This window comes from Dyadobacter frigoris (genome assembly GCF_005280585.1).
GTDB lineage: Bacteria > Bacteroidota > Bacteroidia > Cytophagales > Spirosomataceae > Dyadobacter > Dyadobacter frigoris.
The window spans coordinates 413,429-430,862 of record NZ_SZVO01000006.1 but is presented as its reverse complement, the minus strand read 5'-3'; the positions used below and the strand labels follow the sequence as shown (position 1 = coordinate 430,862).

The 17,434-nt window shown below is 39.7% G+C and carries 10 protein-coding genes; 8 read left to right on the top strand and 2 right to left on the bottom strand.

Translation table 11 applies throughout. The features are described from left to right. Positions 1 to 157 precede the first annotated feature (157 nt). The 5 genes from FDK13_RS15225 to FDK13_RS15205 all read left to right on the top strand — a co-directional run bounded on the left by FDK13_RS15225 (position 158) and on the right by FDK13_RS15205 (position 10,969). On the top strand, positions 158 to 835 hold the full coding sequence (locus tag FDK13_RS15225) for an ABC transporter ATP-binding protein (RefSeq protein ID WP_137340857.1): 678 nt from the start codon (positions 158 to 160) through the stop codon (positions 833 to 835). Between the two features lie 188 nt (positions 836 to 1,023). Further along, positions 1,024 to 3,384 (top strand): ABC transporter permease, encoded by a 2,361-nt coding sequence (locus FDK13_RS15220; RefSeq protein ID WP_137340856.1) that lies wholly within the window; start codon positions 1,024 to 1,026, stop codon positions 3,382 to 3,384. Between the two features lie 163 nt (positions 3,385 to 3,547). After that, on the top strand, positions 3,548 to 5,953 hold the full coding sequence (locus tag FDK13_RS15215; RefSeq protein WP_137340855.1) for an ABC transporter permease: 2,406 nt from the start codon (positions 3,548 to 3,550) through the stop codon (positions 5,951 to 5,953). Positions 5,954 to 6,132: 179 nt separating this feature from the next. Continuing rightward, the gene (locus FDK13_RS15210) at positions 6,133 to 8,517 is read left to right on the top strand and encodes an ABC transporter permease (RefSeq protein WP_137340854.1); all 2,385 of its coding nucleotides are present in this window, start codon (positions 6,133 to 6,135) and stop codon (positions 8,515 to 8,517) included. 70 nt (positions 8,518 to 8,587) lie between these two features. Further along, entirely contained in the window at positions 8,588 to 10,969 is a 2,382-nt protein-coding gene (locus FDK13_RS15205; RefSeq protein ID WP_137340853.1) for an ABC transporter permease, read from the top strand. Positions 10,970 to 10,972: 3 nt separating this feature from the next. On the opposite strand, the gene FDK13_RS15200 is transcribed toward FDK13_RS15205, so the two are convergent. Together FDK13_RS15200 and vapB are read right to left on the bottom strand one after the other, a co-directional pair. Continuing rightward, complete coding sequence (locus FDK13_RS15200) at positions 10,973 to 11,356, bottom strand: type II toxin-antitoxin system VapC family toxin (RefSeq protein ID WP_137340852.1); 384 nt, start codon at positions 11,354 to 11,356, stop codon at positions 10,973 to 10,975. Then, positions 11,356 to 11,562, bottom strand: coding sequence for a type II toxin-antitoxin system VapB family antitoxin (gene vapB / locus FDK13_RS15195; protein ID WP_137340851.1), 207 nt, complete (start codon positions 11,560 to 11,562; stop codon positions 11,356 to 11,358). Before vapB ends, FDK13_RS15200 begins: the two co-directional genes overlap by 1 nt. A 354-nt stretch (positions 11,563 to 11,916) precedes the next feature. Here vapB and FDK13_RS15190 point away from each other — a divergent pair, with 354 nt between their 5' ends. Genes FDK13_RS15190 through FDK13_RS15180 form a run of 3 tightly spaced genes read left to right on the top strand, consistent with a single transcriptional unit; the run spans position 11,917 to position 17,422 of the window. Continuing rightward, the gene (locus FDK13_RS15190) at positions 11,917 to 12,465 is read left to right on the top strand and encodes a hypothetical protein (protein WP_137340850.1); all 549 of its coding nucleotides are present in this window, start codon (positions 11,917 to 11,919) and stop codon (positions 12,463 to 12,465) included. Between the two features lie 7 nt (positions 12,466 to 12,472). Next, positions 12,473 to 14,893, top strand: coding sequence for an ABC transporter permease (locus FDK13_RS15185; protein WP_137340849.1), 2,421 nt, complete (start codon positions 12,473 to 12,475; stop codon positions 14,891 to 14,893). 60 nt (positions 14,894 to 14,953) lie between these two features. Next, positions 14,954 to 17,422, top strand: a complete 2,469-nt coding sequence (locus FDK13_RS15180; protein ID WP_137340848.1) for an ABC transporter permease — start codon at positions 14,954 to 14,956, stop codon at positions 17,420 to 17,422. The last annotated feature ends 12 nt before the right edge of the window (positions 17,423 to 17,434 follow it).

Genomic DNA, 17,434 nt, shown 5'->3' with positions numbered 1-17,434 from the left:
AGTGTGGATAATTGAACTTTTCTGGCCAACGGAAATTCTGATTGAATTAGAACAAAGGAACAACTATAGTAACGAAATAATAGTAACAAGCCAACACGTAAGAAATACCCATAACCAAGCTAAAAGCCAAACGCTAACCGCCAACAGCTAACGAAATATGATCAAAATTGACAACTTGCAGAAAATTTTTTCTACTGAGGAAGTAGAAACCACCGCCCTGAACGGGATTGATCTGGAAATCAAAGACGGGGAATTTGTCGCTATCATGGGACCATCCGGGTGCGGGAAATCCACCCTTTTGAATATCCTTGGCTTGCTGGACAATCCGAGTGCTGGCTCGTATGAGTTTTATGGTACCGAAGTTGGTAAAATGTCTGAACGTCAACGTGCTCAGATCCGTAAAGGAAATATCGGGTTCGTTTTCCAAAGCTTTAACCTGATCGACGAACTTACCGTTTATGAAAACGTCGAACTTCCATTGTTATACCTGAAAACTCCGCCAGCAGAACGCAAAGAAAAAGTGGAAGCAGCGCTTACCCGCATGAACATGATGCACCGCCGCAATCACTTTCCGCAACAGCTTTCCGGAGGACAGCAGCAGCGTACTGCGATTGCACGTGCGGTAGTGGCAACACCAAAAACGATTCTTGCGGATGAGCCGACGGGTAACCTTGACTCCAAAAACGGAGAAGAGGTGATGGCTTTGTTAAGTCAGTTGAATGGTGCCGGAACGACAATCATCATGGTTACTCACTCGCCGTATGACGCAGGTTTTGCCCATAGAATCATCAATTTGTTTGATGGTAAGGTGGTTACAGAAAAGATTCACGTTTAGAAATACATATAGTACCGAGAGTTCGGATATATTCCGTGCAAAAGTTTTCTTACGATGATGTGTTTAGTATTTCAAAATCCTGTTTTGAAATACTAAACACATATTAAATCTATTAGCCGGACATGATATTGCCATGATTTATAATATTCAGGCATTAGTCAAAGTCACCTCTTAAAAAATCTTGAACAATGTTCAGACACAATCTCCTTGTCATCTATCGCAACTTCAAGCGGTTTAAAAGTACTTTTTTTATCAATTTGACAGGACTTTCCGCGGGATTGGCCTGTTCATTGTTGATATACCTTTGGGTTAATGATGAATTAAGTGTCGACAAATTTCACGAAAAAGACAGCCAGCTTTTTCAGGTAATGGAAAACCGGGTGCAGGCTCAGGGTATCTGGACCGCCACATCTACATCCATTCCATTGGCCGAAACGCTGAAAAGTGAGATGCCGGAAGTTGAATATACCATGGGATCCCGGTTATTTGAAGGCACACTTTCGGTTGGCAATACCGATCTTAGAAGTAAGGGCAGGTATGCGGGAAAGGACATCTTTAACATGTTTTCCTATGGGTTGGAACAAGGCAATGCAAGCCAGGTTTTGAATGACAAAAATTCTATTGTCATTTCTGAAAAACTGGCTCAGAACCTTTTTCATACCACGCAAAATGTTATCGGAAAATCCATCGAATTCCAGCACGAAAAACAATTTGTAGTATCCGGAATTTATAAAGGAACTCCATCAAATTCCTCAGAGCAATTTGATTTTGTCATTTCTTTTGAAATTATAAAAGATCAGTATAAAAGTAGCGCCAATTGGGGAAATACCGGTCCTGATACATTTGTGTTGCTGAAAAGCGGAACAGATGTCAGTCAATTTAATAAGAAAATTGCTAATCTGGTCAAGGCCAAAAGTAATGGTGAAGTAACGCACCGGACATTATTTCTTCGTCCATATTCAAGTGGCTATTTGCATGGAAAATACGAAAATGGATTAACTGCTGGCGGCAGAATAGAATATGTAAGGTTATTTTCAATCATTGCCGTTTTTATCTTGATAATCGCCTGTATCAATTTTATGAATTTGTCCACTGCCAAAGCTTCCGGCAGAATTAAGGAGGTGGGTATAAAAAAGGCGATCGGTGCATACCGGGAAACCTTGATTTATCAATATTTGGGCGAATCCATGCTGATGACTTTCCTCTCGCTTTTTCTTTCCGTTTTATTGGTCTTATTGTTTTTACCTCAGTTTAATGAAATTACCAATAAAAATCTGACATTTCATTACGATCCTAAATTGATTTTTACCCTTCTGGGAGTCGTTGTTTTTACGGGTTTAATATCCGGGAGTTATCCTGCGCTGTATCTGTCCGGTTTTAATCCGATTTCCGTTTTAAAAGGAAAACTCAATATTTCCACAGGTGAAGTCTGGGCTAGGAAAGGTTTGGTTGTTTTTCAGTTTACGATATCTGTCATCCTGATCGTTTCAGTTATTGTGGTTTACAAACAGGTTGAATTTGTTCAGTCTGAAAACCTTGGCTACAATAAAGACAACATTGTCTATTTTATGAGAGAAGGGAAATTATCGGATGACTCAAAGATGGAAACCTTTCTTTCTGAATTGAAAAATACACCCGGAGTTGTAAATGCATCCAGCATTGGCCACGATATGACCGGTCACAATTCCGGAACTTCCGGGATATGGTGGGAAGGTAAAGCAGAAGACAACAAGACAGAGTTTGAAAATGTCGGCGTGAATTATGAAATGATGCAAACACTCGGCATCCAAATGAAGGAAGGCCGTTTGTTTTCCAGAGATTTCAGTGCCGACAGCTCCAAGATTATTTTTAATGAGGCGGCGGTAAAATTTATGGGAATGAAGGATCCAGTGGGAAAAACCGTCAAACTTTGGGGCAACGATATGCAGATTGTAGGCATTGCCAAAGACTTCCATTTTGAATCGCTTCATGAAAATGTAAAACCTCTGTTTTTCCGGTTGGCGAAAGGTAATACTTACCTGATTATGGCCAAAATCGCGGCTGGTAAAGAAAAACCTGTCATTACCTCCATGGAGGAGCTTTACAAGAGACACAATCCCGGTTTTTCGTTGAACTATAAATTCCTGGATCAGGAATATCAGGCTCAGTATGCAGCCGAGCTAAGGGTGGCAGCACTTTCCAAATATTTTGCCGGTTTGGCCATTCTGATTTCCTGTTTGGGATTATTCGGCCTGGCTGCGTTTACCGCCGAAAGAAGATTGAAAGAAATTGGGATACGTAAAGTGCTTGGATCGAGTGTTTTCAACATAGTTTATCTGCTTTCCAGTGATTTTACAAAACTGGTTATTGCAGCCATTGTTATTGCATTGCCCGTCAGTTACCTGATCACCGGCTACTGGCTGCAAAGTTTTGCATTACACATAGACCTGCAAGTCTGGTATTTCCTCGGCGCAGGTGTCGCCGCGTTAGCAATAGCCTGGCTGACCGTTGGAATGCAGGCGGTAAAAGCTGCAAATGTGAATCCTCTGGAATGTTTAAAAAGCGAATAGAATTAGCGGTTAACAGTTAGCTATTAGCAGTTAGCTTTTAGAATCAGGATTACAGAAAAATTGTAAGCGAGTCTTATCTTTCAAAATATAAGTATCAACATCCCATAAGCTTGAAATATCGGAAAAAGCTAATACCTAACCGCTAAAAGCCAAAACCTCAAAGATGATAAAGAACTACCTCAAAATCGCATGGAGAAACCTTTGGAAGCATAAGGGATATTCTCTGCTTAACATTCTTGGTCTGGCTACCGGGATGACGGCTTGTATCGTGATCATGCTTTTTGTTTTTTACGAAAAAAGCTTTGACGACATTCATAAAAAGAATGTGTACCGGCTGGACGAAGTCCAGAAATTCCCTGGGATGGTTGCTTCACAAAATGTGGCGTTATCGATGTTTCCAATGGGGCCAACATTAACGGCAGAGTATCCGGAAATCCTGAACTTTACAAGGGTCAGAAATATGGATAAAGTAAAACTGCGCTTTGATGACAAGAAGTTTACACTGGACGAAGCAATATTTGTTGATTCTACGTTTTTGAAGATATTTGATTACGAATTATTGGAAGGCGACAGAAATCAGGTATTGCAAAAGCCCAACAGCGTTGTCTTGACGGAAGAAAGTGCATCCAAGATCTTTGGAAAAGCGGATCCGATCGGGAAAATTATTACAGTTTATGGAAGCGATACCACGCGTTTCAACGTCACCGGAATTCTGAAAAACACGCCGAAAAATTCACATCTTCAATTTGAAGGTTTGTTTTCATTTAATACCATGATAAAACCGGATTTTATCAACAACTGGGGAGGAAACTGGTTAGTAACGTATCTGGAATTATCCAAAGATGCCAACATCGCTTCTCTGGAAAAACAATTTCCGGCGTATTTGAAACGTCATATGAAAGGAGATGGCGCTGGCTATTACCAATTGTTTTTGCAGTCCTTAAAAGACGTTCACGCGAACTCTACGAACATCACCCACGACTATCAGAATTACCAGAAATTTGACCAAACCTATACACGTGTTTTTACGATTGTAGCACTGATCGTACTCCTGATTGCCTGCATCAATTTCATGAACCTTTCCACTGCGCGTTCAGCCGGACGTGCCAAAGAAATTGGTATCCGGAAAGCGAGCGGATCGGGACGGATTCAGTTGGGCGCTCAATTTCTTGGGGAATCGGTGATGCTGTGTTTCTTTTCACTTATTCTCGCAGTTCTTTTCGTATTACTGCTCCTTCCATATGTCAACGATCTAAGTCAGCGTCAACTTGAATTTTCGATTTTCAAAAACCCTTTGCTTCTCGTCGGTTTAATCGTCGGAACTGTTTTGGTTGGGATTATTTCAGGACTTTATCCTGCCGCTTATCTTTCTTCTTTTAGTGCAGCTACGGTTTTAAAAGGCGTCATGAGAGGTGGTAATAAGAAATTATCCTTCCGAAATGCTTTGGTGGTAGGCCAGTTCTCAGGTGCTATTTTCCTGATGATCGCAACGGTTCTGACGGTTCGCCAATTGAATTATATGCAAAAAGCGAATATTGGATTTGATCGCGAACAGGTCATTACCATTCCTTTGGGAGTCCAATCCGGTAAAAATTACGAGGCGATCAAAGAAGAATTATTATCCAAGGCGCAAGTTGTATCGGTTACAGGTTCCGGGCAGAAACTGGGGAATAACATGCACCAGACAGGAGTAAGATATCATGGACCCGGTCCGGTCCGCGAAATGGCATCTTCTCAGATTGTGGTGGATCCGGATTACTTGACCTTATACAAAATCAAACTTGTGGCTGGCCGGAATTTTAAAGACGGCAATGCTGATAACGGGAAAGCCTATATCGTGAATGAAACTTTGGCAAAGGAATTACTAAAAGACACGCCTGGCAAGTCACTGGATTATTTGATAGGTAAGAATTTTGGATTTGGAGGAATGGATTCGGCGGGCGTGATTGTCGGTGTTTCCAAAGATTTTAACTTTAATTCCCTGCATCATAAAATTGAAACATTATGCATTTTTGATCAGAAGGATTGGGGGTATAACGAAATGTCCGTTCGGATTAAGACGGCCAGAGCCGAAGATGTTATCGGAGAAATCCGTTCAACCTGGAAAAATATTGCACCGGAAGAAGATTTTGAATATCAGTTTCTGGATGATCATTTTGCAGAATTATACCAGGCGGATAATACGGTGAGTGAAATTGTTGGCATTTTAGCAGGCCTCGCCATTTTGATCTCCTGTCTCGGATTATTCGGCCTGGCTTCATTTTCGGTTGAACAGCGTGTCAAGGAAATTGGTGTGCGGAAAGTATTGGGTGCCAGCGTAGCCGAAATTGTGAATCTGCTTTCCAGGGATTTTGTAAAACTCGTACTTGTCGCCTTTATAATCGCCGCGCCGCTTGCCTGGTTTGCCATGAATAAATGGTTGGAAGATTATGCTTACCGGATTGATATTCCTGTCTGGGTTTTCGGTTTGGCTGGAATTCTGGCGGTCGGAATAGCATTGCTGACGGTCAGTTTTCAATCAATAAAAGCGGCGTTGAAAAATCCGGTTAAATCGCTGAGGAGCGAATAGCTCGTTTAGCTTTGGGTCCGGGAGTTTAAAGTTTGTTCACCAAATTGTGAAAACAAGGTTTTTAAGATTATTGAAATGTTTTGTGCTGATTAATTGAAACTTGCAAGTAATTCTAAAACTCAAAGGAAGCTCGAAGCCACGGCTAAAAGCTAATCACTAACCGCTAAAAGCCAACGGCTATGCTAACCAATTATCTCAAAATCGCTTTTCGGAATCTTACCAGAAATAAAGTTTTTTCGGTGATCAATATTGCCGGGTTGTCTTTGGGGCTGACCTGCTGCATGTTGATTGTACTTTATACCAAAGACGAGGTAAGTTTTGATCGTTTTGAAGAAAATAAAGATCAGCTTTACCGGATACAGGTAGCGATGACGGATGAGAAAGATACGCATGTGATAGGCAGTACCAACGCCATTCACGGTCCGTCTTTCAAACAGGAAATTCCCGAGATCAAGGAAATCGTAAGAGCGCAGAGCAGTTCTTTTGTCGTAAAAAAAGGTGCAGAACTGCTTAATGAAAATATTCTTTTTGCGGATGATAATTTCTTCACCGTTTTTTCAATGCCATTATTGTATGGCAATCCGAAAACAGTTTTGTCTGATATCAATTCCATTGTGATTTCCGAGGACGTTGCTGAGAAGTATTTCGATACAAAAGATGCTGTTGGCAAAACCATGGCTCTTAAAATCGATGATAAGTTTGAAACGTTTAACGTCACCGGTGTAGCCAAAAAATGTCCTCAGAATTCTTCAATCCAGTTTGAATCTGTTATTTCTTTTAAATTTGAGGAAGCCCGCGGCTGGACGGATAAGGAATGGTTAGGGTTTTACATGAATACCTTTGTTTTGCTGCATGAAAAGGCCAATTATCTGACTGTTGTTCCAAAACTTGATCAGGTTTTTAAAACAAAATCCGCTGTCGAAATCAGCAAGATCAAGGATTTTAAACAGAAAATTCACTTCGATCTTCAACCATTTCTTAATATTCATCTTGACAGCGAATCCGCGGAAATAAGAAATGGACTGGGGAAAGGAAGCAGCCCGATTTATACCTACATTCTTTCCGGAATTGCGATTTTTATTTTGCTGATCGCCTGCATAAATTTTATAAATCTTACAGTTGCGAGATCGCTCAAAAGAGCAAAAGAAATTGGAATTCGGAAAGTAGTCGGAAGTCAGCGGAAGCAGCTCATGTACCAGTTTTTAGGAGAATCCTTTCTTTTGTCTTTCATCGCGTTCAGTTTTGCCTTCGTTTTGACACAATTGGTTTTGCCTGTTTTTAATGACTTGGCAAACAAGCAACTTGCGCTTTCCTATCTGCTCGATTTCAAACTTGTTACAGGTTATTTTATACTTTTTCTGATCACGGGTCTGGTTGCAGGATTTTATCCTGCGATGGTTTTGTCAGGATTCAGTCCGGCGCAAACATTATACAACCGAACAAAACTGACACAGCGGAATTATCTTACCAAAGGTTTGGTCGTGTTTCAGTTTGCTTTGTCGGTTTGCCTTGTTATTGGTACTATTGTCATTTATTCTCAATTTAAATATCTGACCAATAAAGATTTAGGTTATAATGATAATAACCTGATGAGTTTCAGTATTGGACGTGGTGGTGGTAGAAAGGAATCGCTTGCGGCTATAAAACAGGAACTGGAAAATACAACCGGTATCAAAACTGTGGCCGCTTTCAACGGAAATTACAACGGGACCGGCGCGAAAATTGAAAAGGGAAGTATTGATTTTGGCTACATTGGTGTAGATGATAATTTCCTGAACGCCTTGCAGATTCCAGTGGTGAAGGGCCGGAATTTCTCTCAAAGTTTTACATCCGATCCTATGGAATCCGTGATGGTGAATGAAGCATTTGTGAAAGAAGCAGGCTGGCAGGATCCGGTTGGAAAAGAAATTAATTTTGAATGGAAAAATCAGAAATATAAAGTCATCGGCGTCATTAAGGATTATCATTTTGCTTCTTTGAAAGAAAAGATTAAACCACTTTTATTGACACAGGATCCGAATTATGGATTGGGGACAATTTACCTTAAACTTAATTCAACCGATATTCCAGAAACGATTAAAACGGTTGAAAAGATTTTTCACGCACATGTACCCTTCATGCCTTTTGAATACAAATTTGAGGATGCCAGTAATTTGAAAAGATATGAAACCGAGGCGAAATGGAAACAAATGATTACGCTGGCTGCCATTTTATCCATTTTTGTTTCGTGCATTGGTTTGTTTGGTTTAGCCACTTTTAATGCAGAAACAAGAGTGAAAGAAATCGGGATCAGAAAAGTTTTAGGCGCTTCTGTTGCCAGTATCGCTACTTTATTGTCAACCGATTTTGTCAAACTTGTTTTAATCGCCATCGTTGCTGCGCTGCCGATATCTTATTATGCTGCGAATATCTGGTTAGAGGATTTTCCTTACAGAATTGAAATTTCCGGATGGTATTTTGCGCTTTCTGCTCTGCTTGCAATTTCAGTTGCCATATTAACCGTTGGTATTCAAAGTTTGAAAACGGCTATGATGGATCCTGTTAAGAGTTTAAAAAGTGAGTGAGAAATAACCTGCTTTTGGATTAAATAAATAGTTGAAGTAGTAAATTACAAATGAAAGCTTTACTAATGTTATGTTAAAAAACCATATCAAAATTGCACTCAGGAATCTGTTCGGTTCCAGACTTTTCACTTCGCTTAATATTATCGGGTTGTCGGGTGGGATGGTGGCTGCGGTTTTCATTTTATTGTGGGTGAAAAATGAGTCAAGTTTTGACACTTTCCATAAAAAGTCGGAGCAGATTAAAAGGATTCTGACGCATTATCAGGTTAGCAAACAGGAAATCTGGCATTGGTCAAGCACGCCGCTTTTGCTTGCCAATGAAATAAAATTGCTTCCGGAAATTACCAAGGCAACGCGGAAAATTGCCTCTTCAAATTTGCCGATAAAGGTTGCTGATAAAATGATTTTGGCCGATCATGTGGCTTATGTAGATTCTAACTGGTTTGAAGTTTTTGATTACAATTTTTTGGATGGATCCATTAATGATTTCAAATCAGGAATCAGGAATATAGCGATGACAGAATCCAGGGCTGAACAATTGTTTGGGAAAACTGATGTTGCCGGGAAAATCGTTCGGATTGATTCTTTGGATTATAAAATCTCGGCTGTTTTTGCTAACAATCCGGCTAATTCGAGTTTTCAATATGATTATATTCTTCCGCTAAGTGCCTATCTGTCAAATCCGGGTAATTTAAAAAATGACAATAACTGGGGGAATTTCAATTATGAAACTTTCATTGTGGTAAGGCCTGATGCAGATTTGAAAAAACTGGATAAAAAGCTAACTGCCATTATTTCCAATGCAAAAAAGGATGATAAAGGAAATCCTTCAAAAGACATTGTGCTGGAATCGGAAGCATTGGCAGATCTCCATTTTAATAATGCAGTGCAGGGAGCCGGACAAAATACGGGCGATCACAAAACGGTTTACATTTTCTTCGGATTGGCAATGTTGATTTTATTTGTGGCCTGTATCAATTATGTAAATCTGACAACGGCCAGAGCCAGTATGAGAGCTAAAGAAGTGGGGATGAAAAAACTTTTAGGAGCGACACATTCACATTTATTCGGCCAGTTTATGACCGAATCCATATTAACCTGCCTTTTAAGTTTAGGTCTGGCATTGATATTAATTTTTGCATTGATGCCTTCTTTTAATGATTTGACAGGAAAAATATTTGTTTTGTCGCTGACTAATTCATCGTTGTGGTATGTATTATTTGGAACAACATTTTTTGCCATTTTGCTAACCGGCATTTATCCATCACTGCTTTTATCTTCCTTCAAACCTTTTGAGACATTAAGAGGAAATAATGTTTTTGGATCTAATAATGGAAATTTCAGAAAAGGGTTGGTGATTGTGCAATTCACAGTTTCGGTTGTTTTCTTGATTTCTACGCTTGTTGTTTTTCAGCAAATGAAATTCATCCGGGACAAAAAGCTGGGTTATGATCGAGGCAGGACATTTACTTTTATGCTTCCATGGAATATGGTTCCAAAAGTGGAAGCAAAGATGATGAAAGCCCAGCTTTTAAATCAGCCAGGAATTGAAGATGTAACCATTTCGAGCGCTAATATTGTTGATATCAGCAGCAGCCATAGCGGTAGTCTGGATTGGGATGGCCGGCCAGCGGATTTTCAGCCAACCGTTGGGCAGATCAATGTAGAATCTAATTTTCAATCTATGTTCGGCCTAAAAATGTCGGATGGTCGATGGTTTGCTGAAAATAGTATAGCAGATAAAAATAATGTGATTTTGAATGAAGCGGCGGTCAGAAAACTAAATATACCGAAACCGGTTATCGGACAGCGTTTTCATTTTCAAGGCAAAAAGGGGACAGTTATCGGTGTGGTTAAGGATTTTCATTATAAAAGTTTGCGGGAGAAAATTGAACCGCTTGTTTTATTCACTGATTCAGAATGGAGCAGAGGTATTTATGTGAAATACACCAAGGGGAATGCAGCGCTGGCTATTAAATCGGTGGAGAAAATCCGGGCTGAAATGGTACCGAATTATCCGCTGGATTATAAATTCCTGGATGAAACATTTGACCGTCTTTATAAAAATGAGCAGCGTAGTGCAACCCTTTTCAATACATTTACAATCATTGCCGTTTTGATATCCTGTCTCGGTTTATTTGGACTTGCAACGTTTACCGCTGAACGCAGGATCAAGGAAATCGGAATTAGAAAAGTGCTTGGCGCCTCCATTTCCGGTATTGTGAAACTGCTCTCGACAGATTTCGTTATTCTGGTATTGATCTCAGTCCTCATTGCATCACCGATAGCGTATTATGTCATGAACAAATGGCTGGAAGGTTTTGCTTACCGGATAGAAATTCACTGGTGGATTTTCCCGATGATAGGATTATTGACTGTGTTAATTGCTGTGTTTACAATAAGCTTTCAAAGTATCAAAGCTGCTATGATGAATCCGGTGAAATCGGAGTAGAATCTACCAGATTGTCGGTAATTCATAATGCTTAAAATTGTTATCCCTGCTAATTACAGTTAGGCTATCACAAATTGCCTGAGCAATAATAATTCTGTCAAAGGGATCTCTGTGAAAAAGAGGTAAATTTATTAATTGACTTGTATGCAGAAAAGTAATAGGTAATAGCCGGAAGTCATTTTTACTTACGTGCCATTCCAGTTCCCGAAATGGCATTTCTATTTTCAGTTTGTTGATATTTATTTTAATAGCAATTTCCCAGAAGGTCGCTATACTTATGTATTTAACGTTATCGGGATCTTCAATGATCACTCTTGAACTCTGAGGAAGTTCATTGTCGCCATTAATAAACCATAGAAATGTGTGTGTATCCAGTAAATAATTCATTACATATAATCCTTAAAGTCATCAAGAGGTGCGTCGAAATCCGGAGACATTTTAATTTTGCCTTTTGCACTTCCAAACTCAGGAATAATTTTCTTTTTTTTCTCTTTACTTGATTTCTCGATTAGAAAATCAATAAAATCATTAACCTCTTCTTTCAAGTCAGGGGTTAAAGTTTCTAGTTTCGTATGAATTGATAAAGTACTCATTTTTACTTTTTTGTCTGTTATACAAATATAAAAACAACTGCTTGTTTAAAGATAACTATATTGAAGTTATTGTTAATAAAGACTCTGGAAATTTATTAGATGTTAATTACATTAAGATACTCTTTTTTTGGGAATCACGGCAAGATTTTTCAAAGTCCAATACTGAACGAAAGTGTCCATAATCGGACACTTTTTTTATTTAATTTTTGATATAAAATACTTATAATGAATTAGTTGAATGAGTGTCTTGCTGCTTGGTATAATAATTTCACTTCGGTATAACAGGTAGTCCGAAATCATTATAATAACCGGATTATTTAACCCGGAAAATCAAAAAAAGCAACCCATTTAGCTATGAAAAAGTATTTTATCATTCTACTAACAACCGTTAATTCGATAGCCTTCGGACAATCGCGTTCTGTGAGTAAAAGTATCGAAGATGATGGCAAGTCTATGTCGATCCATATTAGTGGAACGATTGACGGACAAACGATAACATATGATCATACTTTTGATCTGTCTTTTTTTGATAAATCTGAGCGAATTGCATTGAAGGAAAAAGTGTTGGATTCGCTGGATCTTTCTTTTCCTCCCGCTCCAAAATCTCCGATAGCACCTTTGTTTGACGAAGAACCCGAGCCGGAAATTTCCAAAAAACATGAAAACAGAGTAACGGAAAGAACTGAAAATACACAAATTGAGATCTGTGATAAAAAGCAGCCTTTTTCAAAACAGATAAAATATAATGCAGAAGGGCAAATGTATATGCACTACCAGTTTGTCAAAAAGGGCGAAGATTTTGAATACGAGAGAACTTTGAACGCAAACGGGAAATCGGAAAGAGAGCGTCAACGGATTATAGCAGAAACGGAACAGGAAATAGGGTTTTCAACTGATAAATAACCAATAGATGATACGTAATTACTTCAAAATTGCATTCAGAAATCTCTGGAAAAGTAAAGGTTATGCTTCGATAAACATTGTGGGGCTTTCAGTAGCTTTTTGTATCAGCATTTTCCTTTTTCTGACGGCTTATTTTCAGTTGTCCTTTGACCTGTTTCATAAGGATGGTGACCGGATATTTCAGGCCTATTTGTTTTCCAATAATCCTGAGAAGGAAGAAAAAGGAAGCTCAATGCCCATGCCGCTGACGCCAGCCTTGAAAGCAGAATATCCGGAAGTTGAAGCAGCTGCGAGGTTGATGAACGGAAGTAGTCTGGTGGAATACAAAGGCAAGTATTTTGACAAACAGGTAATGCTCACAGACCCTGATTTCCTGAAAATATTTTCTTTTCCCATGTTGAAAGGCAGTGCAGAAACTGCGCTGAATGACCTGAGCAATATTGTGATCAGCCAGAATATGGCAAAAGCCGTTTTTGGAAGTGAAGATCCTGTTGGTAAACAAATACAACTTGGATCTGATGGCGGGAATCAAAAACAATATATTGTAACAGGGGTACTGGGCGATTTTCCGGATAATTCAACGATTCAATACGATGCATTTATCCGTATAGAGAACCATGAAGGTTATCAACGGGAAAAGGATCACTGGGATGCTATGTCTCACAACGTTTATTTAAAGCTGACTCCGAATGCAGACCAGGCTTCTTTTGAAAAAAGAATGAAATCTTTTTCAAAAAAATATTTTGCAGATAACATTACGGGTTTAATAAAACGTGGAGCAAAACCGGATGAGCGCGGAGATATTTTTGCTGTAAGATTGCAAAAACTGGCTAACATACATTTTGATAAAGACATTTCCGGAGGTGCATCTTCGGTAACATTGATTTATGCGTTGATGGGTATTGCCTGTTTTATTCTGCTGATCGCCTGTATCAATTTTATTAATCTAAGTGTTGCCCGCTCGTTCACGCGGGCTCGTGAAGTTGGTGTTCGTAAATCACTTGGAGCACTTAAAAACCAGCTTTTTGTACAGATCTGGGGCGAAACATCCATGATTTGTTTTGTTGGTTTTCTTGCCGGACTTCTGTTGGCTTATGCTTTATTACCACAATTCAATGCTACTTTCAAGGGGAAATTAACACTGGCGTATGTTTTTCAGCCGGATACTCTGGCTATTATTTTTGGCCTGTTTTTACTTGTGACTTTGATTGCGGGTGGTTATCCGGCATGGCAAATGTCAAAATTTAATGCAGTTGAAGTTTTAAAGGGAAAAATCACTTTAAAACGTCCCGGAATTCTCCGTAATTCTTTGATTGTAACCCAATTTACTTTATCAAGTTTGTTAATTTGCTGTACTATCATTGCCATTCAGCAGGTTGTTTTTCTTCGGACGCAGCCACTTGGTTTCAATAAGGATCAGGTGATCAGTATTCCGGTTGGGAATAAAGCGAATGGACAGCAGGTTTTGCGCAGAATGCATAATGAACTGGACAATGATCCAACTATTCTGGGTATTTCCGGAAGCGCTGTAAATCTTGGGGTAGGAAAAGATCACAGTACATCCCGCAGTGTTATTGGTTTCACTTATAAGGAAAAAGAAATATCGTCGGACTGGGTTTCAGTGGACTACGAATACGCAAAAACCCTGGGTATAAAATTACTGGACGGCCGCGAATTTGATCGGGCTTACCCGACAGATTCTCTGGATCGGGTTATTATAACGGAACAGATGGCCAAAATGATTGGAGAAAAGGATCCGGTCGGGAAATATTTTCAAACGGATACCGCAGGTGTCAAATATCAGATTATTGGCCTTGTTCCTGATTTTCATTTATACTCATTGAAAGCGGATCAAAAACCGATTACTTTACACCTTTCTCATTCTGAGTCAATTAACTATATTTTTGTACGTGTGACACCCCGAAGTTTGGCAGGTGCTATGGATAAGCTGAAACTGGTTTGGAAAGAAGTAGCTCCGCAGGCCGATTTCATTGGTTCCTACATGGATGAAAATACGGATTCATGGTATAAGGAAGAGGAACGTCTTTCACAGATTTTCAGCCTGGCATCCGGTGTCGCCATTTTATTATCATGTCTGGGATTATTTGCTGTTGCGCTTATGGTGATCGAGCAGCGTACTAAGGAAATTGGTGTTCGTAAAGTATTGGGAGCCAGTATTTCAAGTATTGTTTATACACTTTCGGAGGATTTTGTTAAAATGGTCATTTTATCCATTATCATAGCTACTCCGCTTGCCTGGTTTTTCATGCAGAAATGGCTGGATAATTATTCTTACCGGATTGAAATCAGTGCCTGGATTTTTGTCGCCGTAGGGATTTCTGCGATCGTCATAGCATTGGCTACGGTTAGTTTTCAATCGATAAAAGCAGCGTTGATGAATCCGGTGAAATCTTTAAAATCGGAGTAAAACCATTGTTTTTAGATTATTTTCTTGCGATTCTTTGCCTAACTTCTTAAAGATAAAACGATGATAAGCAATCATATTAAAGTAGCATTCCGGAATTTTCACCGGCAGACTTTTTTTTCACTTGTGAATGTTGCCGGCCTGGGCGTCGGACTTGCGGCGTGCTGGCTTATCGGGATTTATGTTTATTACGAAAAAAGTTTTGATGAATTTCTGCCGGATGCTGACCGTATATTTTCTGTAACGCTGGATTTTAAAATGGGCGGAGAAGAGGGCAAAACGACCAATACGCCTCCACCGCTTGGCCCAAGATTAGCAGCCGATTATCCGGAAATTGAAATGACAGCCCGGACGTTTAATCTGGGAAGTGCTATCGTTCGTCGCAGTGTTTCCGGAGACGAGCCACTGCAATATAATGAAACCGCAGCGATGGCCGTGGATACTTCATTTTTGAAATTATTTGCTTTTCCGATGAAGGAAGGCAGTTTGTCGGCACTTGATAAATCTGGTAGTATGGTTTTAACAGAGCAAACTGCGGAAAAATATTTTGGTACAAAATCGGCAATTGGTCAAGCTCTTGAAGTAAATGGACACGTTTACACGATTTCCGGCATTGTGAAAAACCTGCCTTCGACATCCTCAGTTCAGTTTGATTTTTTGTTGCCCATGGCAGATTTTCGCGTTATTGAAAATTTTGCATGGAGCTGGATCTGGCTGCAAGTTGATACCTGGGCAAAATTTCATGAAAAACCGACGCAAGAAACCTTGGCAAGCCTGGAAGCGAAATTTCCGGATATGGTCAAAAGATATGCTCCGGCAGCATACGAACGGGTCGGACAGGATTTTTTGAAACAACTTCAAAATGGCGACAAACTTGATGTTAAGTTAATTACACTGAAATCTTTGCACTTAAATGCGGCAGGTTTTTATTCCCGGTTGACAACGCTGGGAGACAAACAGCAGGTCAATATTTTTGCCATCGTCGGCGGTTTGATCCTTTTGCTTGCCTGTGTAAATTTCATGAATCTATCCACCGCAAGGTCCATCAAGCGTACCAGGGAAGTAGGAATTCGCCGTGCGTTGGGATCAAATAAAAATGTTCTGGTTGGACAATTTCTGACAGAATCTTTATTATTCAGTTTGATTGCGATGATTCTGGCTGCTGTTTTAACTTCTATAACGCTGCCTTTTTTCAATAAACTTACGGGATTGAGGTTGGAGGTGACAGATCTTTATTCTTTCAAAATCTTACCTTTTGTAGTGCTGTTGCCACTTTTAACAGGTCTGGTGTGCGGTTTATATCCTGCTTTCTATTTTTCAAAATCCAAAACGGTTGATATTTCGAAAATGTCAGGCATTGCAGCTTCTGGCGGTCATGTTTTTTTGCGAAATGGTTTGGTCGTATTTCAATTTTCGGTATCCATTGTGCTGATGTTAGGCGCTTTTGTGGTTTATGAGCAATTACATTTCGCGACAAAAATTTCTCCCGGTTTACAACGTGAAAATGTTTTGATCATCGAAAACGCACGGCATTTGGGAAACATTTCTGCCAAAGAAACTTTTCGTCAGCAACTGTCGCAGATCCCGGGTGTTGTCAATACAACATACTCTACCTATTTGCCTTCTCAGGGAAGTTTTGGAGATTATTATGAGCCGGAGCAAGGTGATCAAAAACATGCTGTTGTCAAAAGTCTGCTTCTCAGTTCTTTTATGACGGACGTTAATTTTGTCCCGACATTAGGTATAGAAATCATTGCCGGACGTAATTTTCTATCCAATACAGGAAGTGATTCAACCAGTGTGATTCTGAATGAAGCGGCGGTGAAAGCCATGGGCTGGGAAAATGGTGTTGGGAAATGGATGCGTTATCCGGGTAACCGAAACCAACGTTTTCAGGTTGTTGGCGTGATGAAAAATTTTTATAACGGATCCGTCAAGCTGGCTATTGAACCGATTGCAATCTTTAACGAATCGTCTAAAAGTTATCAAACGTGGGACTCCAATGTGGCGGTAAGATTATTGCCTGGTACTGAAAAATCGGTCATTCAAAAAGTAGAGGCACTTTGGAAAACAACTGTTCCTGATGTACCCGTGGAGCATGATTTTCTGGATTCTTCTTTCGCCAGGCTTTACATTTCAGAAGGAAAAACAAGTACCGTTTTAGGCGTTTTTACTGGTTTAGCTTTGTTTATTGGCTGTTTGGGATTATTTGCCTTAGCCGCATTTACAGCCGAACAGCGTACCAAAGAGATCGGAATCAGGAAAGTGCTGGGCGCTTCCGTTTTCGGACTTGTTGGTTTATTATCAAGAGATTTTCTCAAACTTGTCTTGATAGCCATCATTTTATCAACCCCACTCGCGTGGTATGCAGTCGATAAATGGCTGCAAAATTATGCTTATCGTGTCGATGTCTCCTGGCAGATATTTGCCCTTGCTGCGGTTATAGCAATCGTCATTTCTTTGGTCACAATCAGTTTTCAAAGTATCAAAGCAGCCCTGGCCAATCCTGTAAAATCACTCCGTTCAGAATAGTAAACCTAACTT

Coding starts and splice junctions, on each gene's coding strand:
- FDK13_RS15225 (WP_137340857.1), top strand. CDS start 158: ATGATCAAAATTGACAACTTGCAGAAAATTTTTTCTACTGAGGAAGTA.
- FDK13_RS15220 (WP_137340856.1), top strand. CDS start 1,024: ATGTTCAGACACAATCTCCTTGTCATCTATCGCAACTTCAAGCGGTTT.
- FDK13_RS15215 (WP_137340855.1), top strand. CDS start 3,548: ATGATAAAGAACTACCTCAAAATCGCATGGAGAAACCTTTGGAAGCAT.
- FDK13_RS15210 (WP_137340854.1), top strand. CDS start 6,133: ATGCTAACCAATTATCTCAAAATCGCTTTTCGGAATCTTACCAGAAAT.
- FDK13_RS15205 (WP_137340853.1), top strand. CDS start 8,588: ATGTTAAAAAACCATATCAAAATTGCACTCAGGAATCTGTTCGGTTCC.
- FDK13_RS15200 (WP_137340852.1), bottom strand. CDS start 11,356: ATGAATTATTTACTGGATACACACACATTTCTATGGTTTATTAATGGC.
- vapB (WP_137340851.1), bottom strand. CDS start 11,562: ATGAGTACTTTATCAATTCATACGAAACTAGAAACTTTAACCCCTGAC.
- FDK13_RS15190 (WP_137340850.1), top strand. CDS start 11,917: ATGAAAAAGTATTTTATCATTCTACTAACAACCGTTAATTCGATAGCC.
- FDK13_RS15185 (WP_137340849.1), top strand. CDS start 12,473: ATGATACGTAATTACTTCAAAATTGCATTCAGAAATCTCTGGAAAAGT.
- FDK13_RS15180 (WP_137340848.1), top strand. CDS start 14,954: ATGATAAGCAATCATATTAAAGTAGCATTCCGGAATTTTCACCGGCAG.